The sequence below is a fragment of the Anaerophilus nitritigenes genome, assembly GCF_004138215.1.
Lineage (GTDB): Bacteria > Bacillota > Clostridia > Peptostreptococcales > Thermotaleaceae > Anaerophilus > Anaerophilus nitritogenes.
The window spans coordinates 15,895-32,052 of the sequence record NZ_RYYS01000005.1 but is presented as its reverse complement, the minus strand read 5'-3'; the positions used below and the strand labels follow the sequence as shown (position 1 = coordinate 32,052).

General features: G+C 31.7%; 15 protein-coding genes. All 15 read right to left on the bottom strand.

Going from position 1 to position 16,158, the window contains the following annotated elements:
- Positions 1-348: 348 nt before the first annotated feature.
- The 15 genes from lysS to EK368_RS00235 all read right to left on the bottom strand — a co-directional run bounded on the left by lysS (position 349) and on the right by EK368_RS00235 (position 16,042).
- Positions 349-1,824, bottom strand: a complete 1,476-nt coding sequence (lysS, locus tag EK368_RS00305; RefSeq protein ID WP_129595732.1) for a lysine--tRNA ligase — start codon at positions 1,822-1,824, stop codon at positions 349-351.
- Between the two features lie 19 nt (positions 1,825-1,843).
- A complete protein-coding gene (gene greA / locus EK368_RS00300; protein ID WP_129595731.1) occupies positions 1,844-2,320 on the bottom strand; it encodes a transcription elongation factor GreA in 477 nt (158 codons plus the stop codon).
- Between the two features lie 205 nt (positions 2,321-2,525).
- Positions 2,526-3,491: a tRNA dihydrouridine synthase DusB gene (dusB, locus tag EK368_RS00295; protein WP_129595730.1), complete on the bottom strand. Its 966-nt coding sequence runs from the start codon at positions 3,489-3,491 to the stop codon at positions 2,526-2,528.
- 212 nt (positions 3,492-3,703) lie between these two features.
- Complete coding sequence (locus EK368_RS00290; RefSeq protein ID WP_129595729.1) at positions 3,704-4,474, bottom strand: type III pantothenate kinase; 771 nt, start codon at positions 4,472-4,474, stop codon at positions 3,704-3,706.
- Positions 4,475-4,626: 152 nt separating this feature from the next.
- Positions 4,627-5,616, bottom strand: a complete 990-nt coding sequence (locus tag EK368_RS00285) for a biotin--[acetyl-CoA-carboxylase] ligase (protein WP_129595728.1) — start codon at positions 5,614-5,616, stop codon at positions 4,627-4,629.
- A gap of 153 nt (positions 5,617-5,769) precedes the next feature.
- Positions 5,770-6,912, bottom strand: a complete 1,143-nt coding sequence (locus EK368_RS00280) for a sodium ion-translocating decarboxylase subunit beta (protein ID WP_341472762.1) — start codon at positions 6,910-6,912, stop codon at positions 5,770-5,772.
- Between the two features lie 37 nt (positions 6,913-6,949).
- On the bottom strand, positions 6,950-7,357 hold the full coding sequence (locus tag EK368_RS00275; RefSeq protein WP_129595726.1) for a biotin/lipoyl-containing protein: 408 nt from the start codon (positions 7,355-7,357) through the stop codon (positions 6,950-6,952).
- Positions 7,358-7,399: 42 nt separating this feature from the next.
- A complete protein-coding gene (locus tag EK368_RS00270; RefSeq protein WP_129595725.1) occupies positions 7,400-7,822 on the bottom strand; it encodes an OadG family protein in 423 nt (140 codons plus the stop codon).
- Positions 7,823-7,854: 32 nt separating this feature from the next.
- A complete protein-coding gene (mmdA, locus tag EK368_RS00265; RefSeq protein ID WP_129595724.1) occupies positions 7,855-9,402 on the bottom strand; it encodes a methylmalonyl-CoA decarboxylase subunit alpha in 1,548 nt (515 codons plus the stop codon).
- A 42-nt stretch (positions 9,403-9,444) separates the two neighbouring features.
- Positions 9,445-9,846 carry a methylmalonyl-CoA epimerase gene (mce, locus tag EK368_RS00260; RefSeq protein WP_129595723.1) on the bottom strand — a complete coding sequence of 134 codons (402 nt, stop codon included), beginning with the start codon at positions 9,844-9,846 and terminating at the stop codon, positions 9,445-9,447.
- A gap of 31 nt (positions 9,847-9,877) precedes the next feature.
- A complete protein-coding gene (gene meaB, locus EK368_RS00255; RefSeq protein WP_129595722.1) occupies positions 9,878-10,807 on the bottom strand; it encodes a methylmalonyl Co-A mutase-associated GTPase MeaB in 930 nt (309 codons plus the stop codon).
- Positions 10,808-10,883: 76 nt separating this feature from the next.
- The gene (locus EK368_RS00250; RefSeq protein ID WP_129595721.1) at positions 10,884-11,279 is read right to left on the bottom strand and encodes a cobalamin B12-binding domain-containing protein; all 396 of its coding nucleotides are present in this window, start codon (positions 11,277-11,279) and stop codon (positions 10,884-10,886) included.
- A 42-nt stretch (positions 11,280-11,321) separates the two neighbouring features.
- The gene (locus tag EK368_RS00245) at positions 11,322-12,998 is read right to left on the bottom strand and encodes an acyl-CoA mutase large subunit family protein (RefSeq protein ID WP_129595720.1); all 1,677 of its coding nucleotides are present in this window, start codon (positions 12,996-12,998) and stop codon (positions 11,322-11,324) included.
- A 122-nt stretch (positions 12,999-13,120) separates the two neighbouring features.
- Complete coding sequence (locus EK368_RS00240; RefSeq protein ID WP_129595719.1) at positions 13,121-14,620, bottom strand: acetyl-CoA hydrolase/transferase family protein; 1,500 nt, start codon at positions 14,618-14,620, stop codon at positions 13,121-13,123.
- Between the two features lie 51 nt (positions 14,621-14,671).
- Positions 14,672-16,042 carry an aspartate-alanine antiporter-like transporter gene (locus EK368_RS00235; RefSeq protein WP_129595718.1) on the bottom strand — a complete coding sequence of 457 codons (1,371 nt, stop codon included), beginning with the start codon at positions 16,040-16,042 and terminating at the stop codon, positions 14,672-14,674.
- Positions 16,043-16,158 lie beyond the last annotated feature (116 nt).

Below are 16,158 nucleotides of genomic sequence, written 5' to 3'. Positions count from 1 at the left end.
CAATTAATTTGTTTGCTTGTCATTTCTTGTGCTGTTTAGTTTTCAAAGGTCAATCTATTTTTTAAAACTGCCGTTATTTTGACAGCTTAATTAGTTTATCATTTTTATTCATTCTTGTCAAACATTTTTTTGTCATTAGAAAACTTTTTTGATGTTTTCGCTAACGACAATGCTTACTATATCATAAACAAAATATATAAGCAATATCTTTTTTTCGACTCTATTTATTATTATTTCTGTTTTTTATTAATATATTCATTTTTTCTTTTATTTTCTATGAATTTTATTATAATTTGTAGATAAACTATATATTAAAAAATTTAAAGCATAGGGATAAACCCCTACGCTCTACTTTTCAATAGGTTTCATGGTTGGAAATAAAATAACATCTCTAATAGTTGGAGAATCAGTAAGAAGCATCACTAATCTATCAATACCAATACCAATTCCTCCTGTTGGTGGAAGTCCTACTTCTAAAGCATTTAAGAAATCCTCATCCATCATAGCAATTTCATCTTCTCCCATTTCTTTCTTTTTTATTTGATCTTCAAATCTTTGTCTTTGATCCATTGCATCATTTAATTCTGAGAATGCATTTGCAATTTCCCAAGTATTTGCAAATGCCTCAAATCTATGAGTATATCCTGGATTTTCTGGATCTCTCTTAGCAAAAGGTGAAATCTCAACTGGATGATGGGTAACAAATGTAGGTTGCATAAGAGTTTTTTCACAAAATTCTTCAAAAAATAGATTAATAATCTCTCCTTTTGTTGTTTCTTTTTTTACTTCTATTCCTTTTTCTTTAGCAACTTTCCTTGCTTCTTCATCTGTATCTATTTCTTCAAGGTTAATTCCTGTTACTTCTGTAACTAAATCTACCATTTTTATTTTTCTCCATGGAGGAGTAAAATCTATTTCTTGTCCTTGATATATTAGTTTGGTTTTGCCAGCCGCAGCCATTGCCATTTCTGATACTACTTCTTCACACATTCTCATCATAACTTCATAATCTGCATAAGCCATATACCATTCAATCGTCGTAAATTCAGGATTGTGTCTTTGAGACATCCCTTCATTTCTAAATAATCTTCCTATTTCATATACTCTATCTATTCCACCTACAACTAATCTTTTTAAATGTAGTTCTGTAGCTATTCTCATATACATATCTATATCTAGCGTATTATGATGAGTAACAAAAGGTCTAGCAGTAGCACCTGATGCAACAGTATCTAATATAGGTGTTTCTACTTCTAAAAAGTCACGATCATCTAAATATTTTCTTAATGCTTTTATAGCTTTTGTTCTAGCTATAAAAGTTTCTTTTACTTGAGGATTTACAATTAAATCTACATATCTTTGTCTATATCTTAATTCTTTATCTTTTAACCCGTGCCATTTTTCCGGAAGCGGTTGTAATGATTTAGAAAGAAGCTCTACTTTTTGAGCTTTTACAGAGATTTCTCCCTTTTGTGTTCTAAATACAACACCTGTTATCCCTATAATATCTCCTATATCATATGTAAGAACAATTTCATACTCTTCTTCTCCTAATGCATCTTTTCGAACATAAGATTGAATTCTTCCTTGTTTATCTTGTATATCTAAAAAAGAAGCCTTTCCCATAGTTCTTTTTGCCATGATTCTTCCTGCAATGGATACTTCTTGTCCTTCTATATGTTCAAAATCATCTTTTATATCTCCACTAAATGCAGTTTGTTCATATTTTTCTACTTTAAATGGATTTCTATCCATATCTTGAAGTTTTTTAAGTTTATCTCTTCTAACTTGTAATACTTCACTAAGACTCATTTCTTCACTCATCTTTTGTACACCTCCAAAGTTATCTACTAATTTCTAATATTTCATATTTTATAATTCCATCTGGAACTTGTACATCTACAACTTCTCCTACTTTTTTTCCTAGTAAACCTCTTCCTACAGGAGATTCATTAGAGATCTTTAACTCATAAGGATCTGCTTCTGCAGAACCGACAATAGTATATTCCATTTCTTCATCAAATTCTAAATCTCTTACTTTAACAACAGTTCCAATTCCTACTACATCTAAAGATATATCTTCTTCATCAATTACTTTTGCTTTTCTTAAAGTCATTTCAAGCTTTGCAATTCTTTCTTCTACTTGGGCCTGTTCATTTTTTGCTTCATCATACTCTGAATTTTCACTAATATCTCCAAAAGCAATTGCTTCTTTTATTCTTTCTGCTACTTCTTTTCTTCTAACAGTTTTTAATTGTTCTAATTCCTCTTCTATTTTTTGTAACCCTTGACGAGTTAATATAATCTCCTTATCAACCATCTACTTTCTCTCCTTTTCCCTTTTATAAAATACTTGCTACTCATTATATGTTTTCATCATAATTTTATTCTTATTCTACCTATTCCATATATCTATATTGCATTAAATTTTCAAAATTTTTAATTCTTTTCATCACTATATGCGAAATATTATAATGTACATACTACTCATTGTCAAGCTATCCCCTGAATATTTTGAAATCTAGCTATACAGAATACTCTAAAATTTTTTGTAACATCTCTTTTATGTCTTCTTTTGTTTGAAGGGTATTTAATTTTCCACGAATGATGCTTGAATTTCTCACTCCTTTTAAATACCATCCTATATGTTTTCTCATCTCTCTAACTGCTACATATTCTCCTTTATATTCAATAAATAAATAAAGATGTTTCATCATCATATTTATTTTTTCTTCTATAGTAGGCTCTGCTAGAATCTCACCCGTTTTCATATAATGACTTATTCTTCTAAAGATCCATGGATTGCCTTGTGCTCCTCTTGCAATCATTATTCCATCGCAATTTGTCATTTTCTTCATTTTCAATGCATCTTCTATACTTAATACATCTCCATTTCCTATCACTGGAATAGATACTGAATTTTTTACTTCTTTTATAATATTCCAATCCGCTTTACCTGTATAAAATTGTTCTCGTGTCCTTCCATGAACTGCAATTGCTTTTGCTCCATTTTCTTCTATTCTTTTAGCCATCTCCACTGCATTGATGTGATCATCATCCCATCCTTTTCTAATTTTTACAGTGACTGGTTTATCTGTATGATTCACTACAGCACGTACAACTTCCCCTGCAAGCTTAGGATTCTTCATAAGTGCTGATCCATCCCCATTTCTTACAATCTTAGGAGTAGGGCATCCCATATTAATATCTAGCATAGCATGATCATGATCATTTAACTTTTCTGCAGCTCTAGCCATAAACTCAGGATCTGATCCAAAGATTTGAAGAGCTACAGGTTTTTCTTTATCATGAATTTCAATAAGCTTTTTAGTATTTTGATCATTATAAACAAGTCCCTTTGCACTGATCATCTCTGTATATACAAGACCTACTTCTTGTTCTTTACAAAGAAGTCTAAAGGACAAATCCGTTACTCCAGCCATAGGTCCTAAAGACAAATTGTTCTTGAGTACTACATCTCCTATTTTCATTTTTTCACCACCTGTTTCTTATCTATAACCAATATGAATTTTTTTATGTAAAAAGTCTTCCTTTGTAAGCCTCCTAAGTAGACTTTTTTGAAATACGTAACAAGAATTATAAATTTACTCACAATTTTATTTAATGCATAACTTCCTAATGTATTATAGAAAATTAGGGTCATCCTTAGAAACGATTCTAAAAAATGACCCTAATTTTTATTTTATTCCTTGTTTCTGTTATAAATAATTCTAAGCCCTTCAAGGGTAAGAAGTTTATCAATGCAGTCTATAGTCTCTGATTCAGTTCTAATTAAACTAGCAAGACCTCCTGTTGCGATTACTTTTGTTTCTTCACTTCCTAATTCTTTTTTCATTCTACGAACAATATAATCTACAAGTCCTACGTATCCATAAACCATTCCTGATTGCATACTACTTACAGTATTTTTACATATTACTTTTCCAGGCTTCACAAGTTCCACTCTAGGCAATTTTGCTGCATGCTCAAACAATGCCTCACTAGAAATTTTTATTCCTGGTGCGATAGTTCCTCCTAAGTATTCTCCCTTTTCTGAGATAGCACAAAAAGTTGTAGCTGTTCCAAAATCTACAATCACTAAAGGTCCTCCATATTTTTCATATGCTGCAACTGCATTAACAATTCGGTCTGCTCCTACTTGTTTTGGGTTGTCATATCTTATATTCATTCCTGTTTTGATGCCAGGCCCAATTACCATTGCTTTTTTATTGCAGTATTTTAAAGCTGCATGTTCAAGGGTATACATGATAGGTGGTACAACAGATGATATAATTACATCTTTTACATCTTCAAGTTTAAGTCCCTCATATTCAAATAATTGATGGATCAAAATTCCATACTCATCTGAACTCTTAGTCTTATCTGTAGCAAATCTCCAATAATTTAGTAGTTTTTCGTCTTTATATGCGCCTAAAACAATATTGGTATTCCCGACATCAAATGCTAATAACATATTTTTGATCAACCTTTCTCATTTGTTTCTTTATCATCTATTTCAAATGTGTTTTTTTCCTTTTATATGTTATCATCTGAGTATTTATTTTGCAACCAAAAACTATAAAAGAATCTACTTGTCTTCCTTAATTATAACCCCTTTATTTATCTTCATACATAATCTGTAATCCCTCTTACAGATACTTCCCCTGATAAAACCTTTTTAATCTCTCCTGTACTTTTTTTAATAATAAGCTGTCCATCTTCTGATATATCCATAGCATAAGCTATAATTTCTTCATGTTGACTTTTGATCTTTACCTCTTTTCCTAATGTAACAGAATAATCTTTACATAAATCTAAACTTTTTTGTATATTCTTATTTTGTATAAAATCTAAATACAACTCTTCAAATGAATGAAGTACTTCCTTTATAATTTCTTTTCTAGAAACTTCTTTTCCTATACATTCCCTTATCGATGTGGCTATACTTTCGATTTCTTCTGGGAACTCTTTATTTGTCATATTTACATTCATTCCAATTCCTACAATGATATAATTCATACAATTTAATTCAGCACTCATTTCTGTTAAAATTCCACATACTTTTTTATTGTTTATAATAATATCATTTGGCCATTTTATCCCCACAAATTTATGAGTAATGTTCATAAGTCCATTTGCTACAGCTGCAGCTGCTATTTGTGTTATTTTTGCAGCCTCCATAGGATCTATTAAAGGTCTTAAAATAATAGACATCCATATGCCTTTTTTCTTTGGTGAAATCCAATTTCTACCCAATCTCCCTCTTCCTCCTATTTGTTCTTCTGCAATTACTACTGTCCCTTCTTCAGCTCCTTCACTAGCCATTCTTTTTGCTACAGTATTAGTAGATTCTACTTGGTCAAAATGGATTACTTTGTTACCAATATATCTATTTTTTATTTCTATTTCTAAAATATCTGCATCTAAAATATCTGGTTCTTTCAAAAGTCTATATCCCTTTCTTGAGATAGACTCTATTTCATAACCATCTTCTTTTAAACCTTTTATATGTTTCCATACTGCTGTTCTTGTAACTCCTATTTGATGACTTAATTCTTCTCCTGATATAAAATTTTCTTTATTATTTTTTAAAGCTCTTAGAATTTGCTTTTTCATAAGTTAATCTCTCCTTCATATAATTCTATCTATATAGTACACAAAAAACTTTTATTATACTATAACTCTTATCTAAGAAATTCTAATATTCTTATCAAAATTACTTATTATTTTAATTTAATAAAAAAACAGGCAGATAATTCTACCTGTTTTTTAACCAAACAACGAAAGCATCATTCCTGCCGCTACAGCTGAACCTATAACCCCTGCCACATTCGGCCCCATAGCATGCATTAATAAAAAGTTAGAAGGATTTTCTTTTTGCCCTACTACTTGTGAAACTCTAGCTGCCATTGGAACTGCTGAAACTCCTGCTGAACCAATTAAAGGATTAATTTTTCCTCCCGATAACTTATTCATAATTTTAGCAAGAATCACTCCTGCTGCAGTTCCTACTGCAAAAGCTACTACCCCTAAAAAAACTATTTTCAATGTTTCTTCCGTTAAAAAATTTTTTGCACTTGCAGTAGCTCCTACTGAAAGTCCTAAAAATATGGTTACGATATTAATCAAAGAGTTTTGTGCTGTCTCTGATAATCTTTTAGTAAATCCGCTTTCTCTAAATAAATTTCCAAGCATAAGCATACCAATTAAAGTAGCTGCTGGTGGAAGCATTAAAGATACTACAAGTGTAACCATAATAGGAAATATAATTTTTTCAGTTTTTGATACTGTTCTTAATTGATCCATTTTGATCATACGTTCTTCTTTCGTAGTTAAAAATTTCATAATAGGAGGCTGGATAATAGGTACGAGTGCCATATACGAATACGCTGCTACAGCAATAGCTCCTAATAAATTTGGTGCTAATTTTGATGCCAAAAATATTGCTGTAGGTCCATCCGCTCCTCCTATAATTCCTATAGATCCTGCTTCTTGTCCTGTAAATCCTAATAAAATAGCTCCTATAAAAGTAGTAAATATGCCAAATTGAGCTGCTGCTCCTAAAAGCAAGGCTTTTGGATTTGCAATAAGAGGTCCAAAGTCAGTCATAGCACCTACACCCATAAAAATAATAGGTGGAAAAATTCCGAATTCATCTCCTTGGAAAAAATACCATAACAATCCTCCTGGATCTCCATGCCCTCCATGAGGCTTCATTAAATCTGCAAAGGGTAAATTTGCCAAAAGCATACCAAAAGCTATGGGTATCAAAAGGAGAGGTTCAAAACCTTTTTTAATCGCTAAATACAACAATACAAACGAAACAATAATCATAATAATATTTCCTGGCTGTTCAAATAATCCTCTAAAACCAGTATCATACAGAAATTTTGTGATTGTATGTATCATCATTTAAATCTCCTTTCCTTTCAATTTAAGAGGTTAAGAATTATCCTACTACAACCAATACATCTCCTGCATTTACAGAAGCACCTTTTGTTGTATTAATAGACACGATCTTTCCTTCTGAAGGAGACATAATTTCATTCTCCATTTTCATAGCCTCTAAAATTAAAAGTACTTGACCCTTAGCTACTACATCTCCTTGTTTTACTTTTAAATCTAAAATTGTTCCTGGCATAGGAGCTGTAACTGTATTTGCTCCTGCTGGTACTTCTTTTGGTGCTGATACTGTTTCAGCTTTTGGTGTTACCTTAGTTGGTACCTTTGGAGGTGATACTCTTTGTTGTGTAGGTTGTTGTATAGGTCTTTGTATTGGCGTTGAAGATCCTCCCTTGATTTCTTCTACTTCTACTTCATAACTATTTCCATTTACAGTAATATTAAATTTTTTCATTTTCATACTCCTCTCGTCTTTTTTAATATCTTTAAATACATATTAATGAAATATTTTTGAGTTCATTTGTTCCATTCTCCCAGCTCTTGCCCAAGTTGGTGTAGGATCTGTTATTCTTTTAATATTTTTTACTACAATATTATGAGTAGAAGTTCTTAAAGTTGCAGCAATCGCTCCAGTAATTACAGCTACTAATTCTTCTTCATTTTCTACTCCATCTATAGTAGGGTCTTTTATAATAGAATCCTCTACAGATACTTCTTGTTGTATTTTGATTTCTTTTTCTTGACTTTTTAACATTTTACACATTAGTACAATCAACCCCCATAAAATAACTAAAGCAATAAATGTTACACCCATTCCTAATATCATTACATTCAAAGAAGCTACTAACTTATCTCCAAGGGACAAACTATGAATTAACTCTGGGTTAGCAAATTTCTCTAGAAGTATTAAGTTATCCATATTCTCACCTCTCTTTTAAAGTATCCTTCCCCTTATAGAGGAATATTTCCATGCTTTTTAGCAGGTCTATTTTCTCTCTTTGACATAAGCATATTAAGAGCATCTACAAGTCTTGGTCTTGTAGAATTTGGCTCAATAACATCATCTACATAACCTCTTTCTGCTGCTTTATAAGGTGTAGCAAATTCATCTTTATATTCTTGAATTTTTTTTGTTCTTTCTTCAACAGGATCTTGTGCATTTTTAATATCATTTTTAAAAATAATATTTGCAGCTCCCTCAGGTCCCATAACTGCAATTTCAGCACTAGGCCATGCAAACACCATATCTGCTCCTAGTTCTTTATTGCACATAGCAATATATGATCCTCCATAAGCTTTTCTTGTAATTAATGTAACTTTAGGCACTGTAGCTTCACTATATGCATAAAGCAGTTTTGCTCCATGACGTATAATTCCACCATATTCTTGCTTTGTTCCTGGCAAAAATCCTGGAACATCTACAATATTAAGGAGTGGAATATTAAAAGCATCACAAAACCTGATAAATCTTGCTGATTTATCAGATGCATTAATATCTAAGCATCCAGCTAAAAATTTGGGCTGATTTGCAATAATTCCTACTGTACTTCCATTCATTCTTGCAAAACAAGTAATAATATTTTTCGCAAATTGAGAATGTACCTCATAATAATCTCCATCATCTACAACTTTTGAAATAACATCAAACATATCATATGGTTTATTAGGGTTATCTGGAAGCAATTCATCTAGTTCTGGAATAATTCTATTTACATCATCTTCTGTTTCATACACTGGAGCTGTTTCTATATTATTAGATGGTAAAAAACTTAAAAGTTTTCTGATTTGCAGTATGCAATCTTCATCGTCTGATGCTACAAAATGAGCAACTCCACTAATAGTATTATGAGTCTTGGCTCCACCTAAATCTTCTGCTGAAACTTCTTCTCCCGTAACAGTCTTTATTACTTGCGGTCCTGTAATAAACATTTTACTTGTTTGATCTACCATATATATAAAATCTGTAATTCCTGGTGAATATACTGCTCCTCCTGCACAAGGTCCCATAATAGCTGATATTTGAGGAATTACTCCTGAAGCAATAGTATTTCTATAAAATATTTTTCCATATCCTGATAATGCATCTACTGCTTCTTGAATTCTTGCTCCTCCTGAGTCATTTAGTCCTACTATAGGGGCCCCTACTTTCATAGCATTTTCTTGTACTTTGCATATCTTTGCTGCATGCATTTCCCCTAAAGATCCTCCAATTACAGTAAAATCCTGCGCATAAGCATATACTAATCTGCCATCTACCATACCGTATCCAGTAACTACTCCTTCTCCCGGTGCTTCTTCTTTTTCCATTGAAAAATTTGTACATCTATGTTTTACAAAGGCATCTAATTCTACAAAAGTACCCTCGTCAAACAAAAGATTTAATCTTTCTCTTGCTGTTAATTTTCCTGATGCATGTTGTTTTTCAATTCTTTTTTGTCCTCCTCCAAGGATTATTTTTTCTTTTCGTCTTTGTAAATCTTCTAGTTTATTATTTGACATATATATCCTCCTATCCCTTATCCTTCATAAAAGTAGTCACTATTATCTTTCACTTAATTCTATCAAAACTCCATTTGTATCCTTAGGATGACAAAATGCAATTTTTGCACCACCTGCACCATATCGTGGTTTTTCATCTATCATTTTAACACCTTTTTCCTTTAATTCCTTAATAGCCTCTTCAATATTTTCAACTCTAAATGCGATATGTTGTAGTCCTTCTCCTTTCTTATCAATATATTTTGCAATGGGTCCATCTACTTCTGTAGATTCTAGTAATTCCACTTCTGTATCTCCTATTGGAATAAATGCAACTTTTACTTTCTGTTCTTGTACTACTTCTGTTCCTTGTAGCTTTAATCCTAAAATATTTTGATAAAATTTTAACGTTTCATCCAAGTTTTTTACAGCTACCCCAATATGATCTACATTCAATATATTCATTGTTTTATCCTCCTTAATTTTTATTTTTTTATTATTTTATTTCTTCTAATATTTTTTCTCCAGCTGAATATGGATCTAGCTTTCTTAAAGCAACATCTTTTGCTAATTTATCAACTATCTCTTCTTTAGATGATCGATCTAATATCATATTCATCATTTTTTGCTGAATCAAATCAACAATCTCTAATTTGCTATTTTTAATCCTTTTTTTGTGTAGTTGACCTGTTTCTTTTAAATAATTCATATGCTCTTTAATATGTACAATCAATTCATCGATTCCTTTATTTTCGATTGCTATAACTTTTTGTACAGGTGGTCTTCGGTCTGTTTTATTAAAATCAAGCATAATTTCAATCTCTGTTGCAGTTCTCTTTGCACCATCTCTATCTGCTTTGTTAATAGCAAATACATCTCCTATCTCCATAATTCCTGCTTTAATAGCTTGAATGTCATCTCCTAAACCTGGAACCATTACCATAAGAGTAGTATCTGCATTTTTTGCAATATCTACTTCTGATTGTCCTACCCCCACTGTTTCAATAAATATGTAATCAACTCCATAAATATCTAATATTTTTACAGCTCCTTGAGTAGCTTTAGAAAGTCCCCCTAACTGACCCCTTGTTCCCATACTTCTTATAAAAACACCTGGATCTGTACTTAATTCATTCATCCTTACACGATCTCCTAATATAGATCCACCCGTAAAAGGACTAGTAGGGTCTATAGCAATCACCCCTATAGTTTTCCCTTCTTTTCTTAATTGCTTTATAAGCTTATCTGTAAGAGTACTTTTCCCAGCCCCTGGAGGCCCCGTAATACCAATAACATGAGCCTTTCCTGTTTTATTATAATATTTTTTTAAAATATTAACTGCTTCTTTTTCGTTATTTTCAATCATTGTAATTAATCTTGCAACAGCTCTCTTTTCTCCATTTAATAATCTAGCTCCTAAATCCATTTGATCACCACCTCTACACATAGTTATACTAGCAGATCACAGACCTCTTGATCTGTGTCTGCTTTTATTCAAAAGTTTATCTTTTTATATTATTTCTTATAAATTCGATAGTTTTTGAAGTTGGAGTTCCTGGAGTAAAAATCTCTTTAATTCCTTTTTCTTTTAAAAATGGAATATCCTCATCTGGAATTACCCCTCCACCCAAAACTAAAATATCATCTACTCCTTCTTTTTGTAATATCTCAACTACTTTTGGAAGAAGTGTATTATGTGCTCCAGATAAAATACTCATAGCAATACATTCAACATCTTCTTGAATTGCAGCACTGACAATTTGTTCTGGAGTTTGTCTAAGACCTGTATATATAACTTCCATTCCCGCATCTCTTAAAGCTCTTGCAATAACTTTTGCCCCTCTATCATGTCCATCCAAGCCAGGCTTTGCTACTAATACTCTAATGGGTCTATCCATAATTTTTTCCCCCTTTATTTATTCTTTTTTAACAATATATGTTTATAATTGTATACTTTGTTGATATTCTCCAAAAACTTTTCTCATAACTCCACATATCTCTCCTAATGTAGCATATACTCTTACTGCATCTAATATATAAGGCATTAAATTATCATTTCCCTCACATGCCTTTCTTAAGTTTTCTAATCTTTCTTTTATAAGTTCATTATCTCTTCTAGCTCTTAAATCTTTTAATTTTTTCTTTTGAAGCTCCCCTACAATAGGATCTACTCTTAGTAATCCTTTTGGTGGTTCTTCTTTTGTTTGGAATTTATTCATTCCTACAATAATTCTTTTTCCGTTCTCTATATCTCTTTGATAATTGTAAGCTGCATCCATAATTTCTTGTTGAATATATCCATTATCAATCGCTCTTGGTGCACCACCTATTTCATCTATTTTTCTAATATATTCCATAGCTTCTTCTTCTATCTCTTTTGTTTTTGCTTCAATAAAGTATGAACCTGCCAAAGGATCTACCGTATCTGCAGCACCACTTTCGTAGGCTACAATTTGTTGTGTTCTTAAAGCTGTTCTTACAGATTCCTCAGTAGGAAGAGCCAAAGCTTCATCTTTAGAATTTGTATGAAGGGATTGAGTTCCTCCTAAAACAGCTGCTAGAGTTTGAATAGCTACACGTACAATATTATTCTCTGGTTGTTGAGCTGTAAGAGTTGATCCCCCTGTTTGAGTATGAAATTTTAGTTGCATTGATTTTGGCTTCTTTGCATTGAATCTTTCTTTCATAATTTTTGCCCACAATCTTCTTGCTGCTCTGAATTTTGACACTTCTTCTAAAATATCATTATGAGCATTAAAGAAAAATGATAATCTAGGAGCAAAAGTATCTACATCTAATCCTGCATTAATAGCAGCTTCTACATAAGCAATTCCATCTGCTAAAGTAAATCCTACTTCTTGTGCAGCAGTAGAGCCTGCTTCTCTAATGTGGTATCCTGAAATACTTATTGTATTCCATTGTGGTACTTCTTTTGAACAATACTCAAATATATTCGTAATAAGTCTCATAGATGCTTCTGTTGGGAAAATATATGTTCCACGAGCAATATACTCTTTTAAAATATCATTTTGAATAGTCCCTCTTAATTTTTCTGGAGTAACTCCTTGTTTTTCAGCAACTGCAATATACATAGCTAAAAGAACAGATGCTGGTGCATTAATAGTCATTGAAGTAGATACTTTATCTAATGGAATACCATCAAATAAGATCTCCATATCTGCTAAAGAATCAATAGCTACTCCAACTTTTCCAACTTCTCCTTCTGCTAATGGATGATCTGAATCATATCCTATTTGAGTTGGAAGATCAAAAGCTACAGAAAGTCCCATAGAACCTTGTTCAATTAAAAATTTGTAACGCTTATTAGATTCTTCTGCTGTAGCAAAACCTGCATACATACGCATAGTCCAGAGTCTTCCCCTATACATATTTGGTTGTACCCCTCTTGTATAAGGAAAACTACCTGGCATACCTAAATCTTTTTCGTAATCAAAATTTTCAATATTTAAAGGAGTGTATAATCTATTAACTATTTCTCCTGACCCACTTTCAAAAGTTTCTTTTCTTTCGGGTCTCTTCTTTAAAGATTCTCCTACCTTTTCTTCATAAGCTATATAAGTTTCTTTGATTTGGTCTAATTTCTCTTTCAAAACCATATTTATCCTCCTCTTCTAACTATATAGGATATTAATTATACTTTAAGAATATCACAGTAATTGATGATTTTCCATTTTTTTCAACTGTTGTATTTTTATACTTTTCATAAAAAATATTTTATTTACTTGATCTTCATACTACCTGTTTTTAAGAATCTATCATGAAAAGATAATGCTTCTTCTAAAACATGTGGCTGATATTTAAATTTTTCTTTCTCAGCTCTTTTTAAGTAATCCATTAATACATGTTGATAATCAGGATGAGCACAGTTTTTTATTATTTTTTTAGCTCTTTCTCGTGGAGAAAGTCCTCTTAAGTCTGCAATTCCTTGTTCTGTAACTATGACTTCTACATCATGTTCTGTATGATCTACATGAGAGACCATAGGTACAATAGAAGATATATCTCCATTCTTAGCAGTAGAAACAGTTGTAAATATAGAAATGTATGCATTTCTTGTAAAATCTCCTGATCCTCCTATTCCATTCATCATTTTAGACCCCATAATATTAGTAGAATTTACATGTCCATATATATCCACTTCTATAGCTGTATTCATAGCAATAACACCTAGTCTTCTAGTTACTTCTGGATTATTACTAATTTCCATAGGTCTTAAAATGCAATGTTTTGCATAATGCTTCATATTTTTAATAAGTCTTTTCAATCCCTCCTCCGATGGACTAAAAGACGTACCAGATGCTACAGTTACTTTTCCCTCATCAATTAAATCAAACATAGCATCTTGAATTACTTCTGTATAACAAGTTAAATTTTCAAATTTCGAATCTACTATTCCTCCTAATACTGCATTTGCAACAGATCCCACTCCAGATTGTAATGGTAATAAATTTTTAGGCATTCTATTCATTTTTACTTCATGTTCTAAAAATTCTATAATATATCCTGATATTTTTTTTGAATCTTCATCAATGCTTCCAAGAGGTCTAACTTTATCTTTTTTATCTGTAATTACAATAGCTTTAATTTTATCAGGATCACAAGGTATATAAGAAGTTCCAATACGATCTGCTGGATGAATAATAGGTATAGGCTCTCTATTAGGGGGTTTATTAGGAATATAAATATCATGTACTCCCTCTAACTCCATAGGCTGACTTGTATTAATTTCTACAATTACCTTCTTTGCATTCTTAATAGCATGAGGTGATATGCCAACAGAAGTAGTAGGAATAATTCCTCCTTCTTCTGTTATAGCCAAAGCCTCAACTACAGCAATATGAATTTCTCCAAAAAAACCATAGTCTATATATTGTGGTACATGACTAAGATGCATATCTTGATAATAAATATTGCCTTTATTAATAGAATCTCTTAAATCTGAATGAGTTTGATAAGGAAATCTTCTTTTTATAACACCAGCTCTTGTTAATACTCCATCTAACTCATCTCCTACAGAGGCTCCTGTAATTAAAGTAATTCCTATCTTGTCTCCTCTCTCTGCTCTTTTTGCTAAAGCCAAAGGAACTTCTTTTGGATATCCCGCAGGAGTAAATCCACTAGTTGCTACAGTCATTCCATCTTCAAATAGCATAGCTGCATCTTCAGCAGACATAATTTTATCTTTTAAATCTGCTCTTCTAATTCTTTTTTCTAACATATACACCCCTCCAAACCATCCATATTTATAAAAATATCATAGTTGCCATACTTACATAGGCAAATTATGCAATATAATTGTCCATATAACCATTCCTAGTAAAGCAAACGGATAAGTAGCTCCGTATCCTGCTGCAGGCTCATCACTACCTATTGCATCTATGGCTGCTCCCAAACCTGGAGTAGATGTCATTCCTCCACATATAGCACCTGATAACATAATCCAATTGATCTTAAAAATATATTTGCCTATTCCAAAACCTACTACACAAGATACAAAACCTACTACCAAGGATACTATTCCTAAATACATTCCACTTCCTGCTATAGCATCGAATACTTTAAATCCATATTGTAAACCTACAACTGCCAAGAAAAATGCTAATGCCACTTGACGAATTACTCCTAGTATTTTATTATCCATTCTAAAATTCATAAATCCAATTTTACCTATATATCCTAAAATTAAAGCTCCAATCAAAACTCCTCCTGTAGCTCCTAAGCTAAAGTTTCCTAACGGTCCTAGAGGAATTTCTATAACTCCAATAGTATATCCAAATAGACAAGCTGCAATAAAAGCTAATAGATCAAATGAAACTTCTGAAACTTGTTTCCCTCCTTTCTCTTTTCTTGCTTCTTCCATTTCTATTCTAAATTGATTTAATTCACTTTCTACATCAATATTAAATAACTTAGGGATTAAATTTATAGCTAAAATTATAACAATTACTCCAAAAGGATATCCAATAGCATGACCTACTCCAATGCCTGCTTGTGCATCTTTTATAAACTGATTTGCTTGCTCTTTTGTTAAAGTAGGATGATCTTGTGGAGTCAAGTTTCCAAGTGGTTCTAATAATTTTAATAATTTTTGTTTCTCTTCTAATGTATAATTTTCATAATTTTCTACAGCCTTAGTAGAATGTTTTGTTGCTGTTTCAATAGCTGCAGCAAGACCAGGAGAGCTAGTTAAAGCTCCTGTATATACTCCTGATACTTGATATGGATTTGCATCATCACTTAAAAGAGTCATTCCATAAGTCGCCACTGCCCCCATAAAGGTAATTATTATTCCTAATGCTATAAACTTTGATCCATATCTCTTAAGAACAGTATCCATATCTTTTGCCGCTAAAAGGCCTACTGCTGCTACAAATAAAATTAGAAAAATAGTAAAAAAGTTCTTAGAAATAACTCCTGTCTCAATTAATTTTTGAGCTGTATTAAAATGTTGATCTAACGGTGTAAACTCATTTGCATATTTTAGTACTCCCCATCCTATAACAAGTCCAGTAAATAGAGCCCCTGATATTCCAAAATTAAATTTTCCAAATTTAATTTTCCCAAATAATAATCCTGTTACAACAGCGATAAACATAAGAATATACGGACTCATAATCCAAGCTACTGCATCAAACTTCATATACCTACCTCCTTCTTTTTTTTATATAATTTATTTTTATCCTTCTCCTCTCTTTTAGAGATTTTTTATATAGTCCAAATTCATTATGTTCATATTTTTTAATTGTATTAATTTAT

Coding starts and splice junctions, on each gene's coding strand:
- EK368_RS00240 (WP_129595719.1), bottom strand. CDS start 14,620: ATGTTAGAAAAAAGAATTAGAAGAGCAGATTTAAAAGATAAAATTATG.
- EK368_RS00235 (WP_129595718.1), bottom strand. CDS start 16,042: ATGAAGTTTGATGCAGTAGCTTGGATTATGAGTCCGTATATTCTTATG.
- EK368_RS00280 (WP_341472762.1), bottom strand. CDS start 6,912: ATGATGATACATACAATCACAAAATTTCTGTATGATACTGGTTTTAGA.
- lysS (WP_129595732.1), bottom strand. CDS start 1,824: ATGAGTGAAGAAATGAGTCTTAGTGAAGTATTACAAGTTAGAAGAGAT.
- EK368_RS00270 (WP_129595725.1), bottom strand. CDS start 7,822: ATGGATAACTTAATACTTCTAGAGAAATTTGCTAACCCAGAGTTAATT.
- EK368_RS00285 (WP_129595728.1), bottom strand. CDS start 5,616: ATGAAAAAGCAAATTCTAAGAGCTTTAAAAAATAATAAAGAAAATTTT.
- mce (WP_129595723.1), bottom strand. CDS start 9,846: ATGAATATATTGAATGTAGATCATATTGGGGTAGCTGTAAAAAACTTG.
- EK368_RS00250 (WP_129595721.1), bottom strand. CDS start 11,279: ATGGATAGACCCATTAGAGTATTAGTAGCAAAGCCTGGCTTGGATGGA.
- meaB (WP_129595722.1), bottom strand. CDS start 10,807: ATGGATTTAGGAGCTAGATTATTAAATGGAGAAAAGAGAGCTGTTGCA.
- mmdA (WP_129595724.1), bottom strand. CDS start 9,402: ATGTCAAATAATAAACTAGAAGATTTACAAAGACGAAAAGAAAAAATA.
- greA (WP_129595731.1), bottom strand. CDS start 2,320: ATGGTTGATAAGGAGATTATATTAACTCGTCAAGGGTTACAAAAAATA.
- EK368_RS00245 (WP_129595720.1), bottom strand. CDS start 12,998: ATGGTTTTGAAAGAGAAATTAGACCAAATCAAAGAAACTTATATAGCT.
- dusB (WP_129595730.1), bottom strand. CDS start 3,491: ATGAAAATAGGAGATGTAGTACTCAAGAACAATTTGTCTTTAGGACCT.
- EK368_RS00290 (WP_129595729.1), bottom strand. CDS start 4,474: ATGTTATTAGCATTTGATGTCGGGAATACCAATATTGTTTTAGGCGCA.
- EK368_RS00275 (WP_129595726.1), bottom strand. CDS start 7,357: ATGAAAAAATTTAATATTACTGTAAATGGAAATAGTTATGAAGTAGAA.